Source organism: Acidimicrobiales bacterium, from assembly GCA_036491125.1.
GTDB lineage: Bacteria > Actinomycetota > Acidimicrobiia > Acidimicrobiales > AC-9 > AC-9.
The window spans coordinates 1-2,639 of sequence record DASXCO010000222.1 but is presented as its reverse complement, the minus strand read 5'-3'; the positions used below and the strand labels follow the sequence as shown (position 1 = coordinate 2,639).

Genomic DNA, 2,639 nt, shown 5'->3' with positions numbered 1-2,639 from the left:
ACCCCGGTGATGCCCGACGGCACGCAGATGACCATGCGCGGCTTGGCGAACCGGCGCTGGTGTACCCGATGGATGAAGTACCGCAGCATCTTCTCGCAGATCTCGAAGTCGGCGATCACCCCGTCCTTGAGCGGCCGGATGGCCTGGATGTGACTGGGCGTGCGTCCGATCATCCGCTTCGCCTCGGAGCCGACGGCGAGGGGCCGGCCATCTTTGACGTTGACAGCTACGACCGACGGCTCGTTCAGCGTGATGCCCCGGTTACGGACATAGACAAGCGTGTTGGCCGTGCCCAGGTCGACGGCCATGTCCCGCCCGAACCAAGAAGAGAAGAAGTTTTCAGACATTGGAGAAACGGCCCCCTCGCCTTAGTGGAGGTCGGCTCACAGGGTAGGTGACTCTCGGGGTCGGAACAAGGCACCCCTAGTCGAGGTGCGGGTAGAAGACCTCGATCTCGCGCTTGGCCGACTGGGCGGAGTCAGAGCCGTGCACGAGGTTCTCGGTCAGGTGCACGGCGAGATCTCCTCTGATCGTGCCGGGGGCTGCCTCCGCCGGGTTCGTCGCCCCCATCAAAGTCCTGACGACCCGCCAGGTGTCGCTCGGTCCCTCCACGACCATGACGAGGGACGGGGAGCGGCCGATGAAGGCGACGAGCTCGCCATAGAACGGCTTTCCTCGATGCTCCTCGTAGTGGCGGGACGCCAGCTCGGCGTCGATCGTACGCAGCTCGGCAGCGGCGACACGCAGGCCCTTGCCCTCGAGCCGACCCACGATCTCGCCGACGAGACCCCGCTCGACGGCATCGGGCTTGCAGATGACGAGGGTGCGGTCCATCAGGAGGCGAGGCTAGCGGCGGCCGCCCTCTCTCAGCGTCGGCTCCCCTCCTGGACGAGGACGCTTCTGGCCTCGCCCACCGCGTACAGCGACCCGGTTACGAGGAGCATGTCCTCGGGGCCGGCACGGGCTCGGGCCCGTGTCACCCCGTCGGCGACCGAGGTGGCCACCTCGACCGACAGGCCCATCTCGGCCGCGGCCGAGGCCACCTGGGCGGGGGGCAGGGCCCGGGGTGACGGCGGCGGGCAGGCGACGACCAGGGCGATGCGGGAGGGGTCGAGTGCATCGAGCATCTCGACCGGGTCCCGTCCCCTCAGGAGGCCGAGGACGACCAGCCGGCGGTCCACGCCGGCGAACTCCTCGGCGAGGGTGGCCCCCGCCGCCTTGGCGCCAGCGGGGTTGTGGGCGCCGTCGAGCAGGCACAGCGGGCGCCGTCCCACTACCTCCATGCGGCCCGGGTTGCGAACGGCCCCAAGAGCGGAGCGAACAACGTCGTCCGCGAGCGGGGCGCCGAAGAAGGCCTCGGCCGCGGCCAACGCTGCGGCGGCGTTGTCGCCCTGGTGGGCGCCGTGCAGCGGGAGAAAGACGTCGGCGTAGTGGCCGCCGGTCGTTCGCAGGTCGAGCAGCCGGCCACCGTGGGCCAGACGGTTGGCGTCGCAGGCGAACTCCGATCCCCGCTCCCAGACCTCGGCGGACGCGGCGCGGGTGAAGACCGCGGCCAGCGCCGGGTCCGTCTCTCCCAGCACCAGCACGCTGTCGGGCTTGACGATTCCGGCCTTCTCGGCGGCGATATCGCTCACGGTGGGACCGAGGATGCCGACGTGGTCGAGGCTCACGTTGGTCACGACCGCGACCTGGCCGTCGGCGACATTGGTGGCGTCCCAGGTGCCGCCGAGGCCGACCTCGATCACGGCCACGTCGACGGCGATATCGGCGAACCACCTGAAGGCGGCGGCGGTCACGATCTCGAACCACGTCGGTGGGCGCTCCAGGAGCGGCTCGAGCACGGCCACCGCAGTCAGGACCTCGGCCAGCTCGTCGTCAGCGATCGGCTCACCGTCGGCCGCCAGGCGCTCGTTGATGCGCTCCAGATGCGGGCTCGTGTAGGTCCCGACTCTCAGACCCTGGGCTCCGAGCAACGAGGTCAGCAGGCGAGCCGTCGATCCCTTGCCGTTGGTTCCTGTCAGGTGGACCACGGGATAGGCCCGCTGCGGGTCGCCCATGAGCTCGCTGAGACGTCTGATCCGCTCGAGCGTGGGCGTGGCGTCAGCGCGGCCGGCCTCGATGGCTTCGAGGTTGACGTGGCCGTCGAGCCACTCGAGTGCCTCTTCGAGCCGAGCGCCGACGCCGGCTCGCCCGATCACCCGAACGCGACCACCCGACGGGCGCCGGACCGACGGGCAAGTGATCGACGGGCAAGTGAACGCTGGACCAGGGACGGCCGGGCACGGGACCGCCGTGCCTTGGCCGCGCGCTCGACGGCGTGCACCACCCGCGGCCGGGCGGCCTCGACGGCCTGCTCGACGCGAGGTCGGGCGGCCCCGACGGCATGCTCCAGGCGGGGTCGGGCAGCCTCGGCAGCCTGCTCGACTCGCGGCCGGGCAGCCTCGGCAGCCTGCTCGACGCGGGGCCGGGCCGCCTCGACCGCCTGCTCGACTCGCGGCCGGGCCGCATCTGCCGCCTGGGCCAGGGCCTCCAGAGCCTGCTCGAGGGCCGGAGCTGCAGGGACCGTCAGCCCCGCGACCCGCCGGGGAGCCGGGGCCCGCCGTCGGTGACGGCGGTCGATCGCCAGGCCGAGCACCGCT

The 2,639-nt window shown here is 71.4% G+C and carries 4 protein-coding genes; all 4 read right to left on the bottom strand.

The features are described from left to right. On the bottom strand, positions 1-347 hold a 347-nt coding region (locus VGF64_17385; protein HEY1636532.1), incomplete at its 3' end, for a rod shape-determining protein. Between the two features lie 76 nt (positions 348-423). Next, a complete protein-coding gene (gene ndk / locus VGF64_17380) occupies positions 424-834 on the bottom strand; it encodes a nucleoside-diphosphate kinase (protein ID HEY1636531.1) in 411 nt (136 codons plus the stop codon). 32 nt (positions 835-866) lie between these two features. Further along, complete coding sequence (locus tag VGF64_17375; GenBank protein ID HEY1636530.1) at positions 867-2,198, bottom strand: folylpolyglutamate synthase/dihydrofolate synthase family protein; 1,332 nt, start codon at positions 2,196-2,198, stop codon at positions 867-869. Beyond that, a partial coding sequence (locus tag VGF64_17370) for a hypothetical protein (protein HEY1636529.1) occupies positions 2,195-2,639 on the bottom strand: 445 nt, incomplete at its 5' end. The genes VGF64_17375 and VGF64_17370, both read right to left, overlap by 4 nt.

Excerpts from the sequence above, each read along its gene's own strand:
- ndk (HEY1636531.1), bottom strand. The coding sequence starts at position 834 with ATGGACCGCACCCTCGTCATCTGCAAGCCCGATGCCGTCGAGCGGGGT.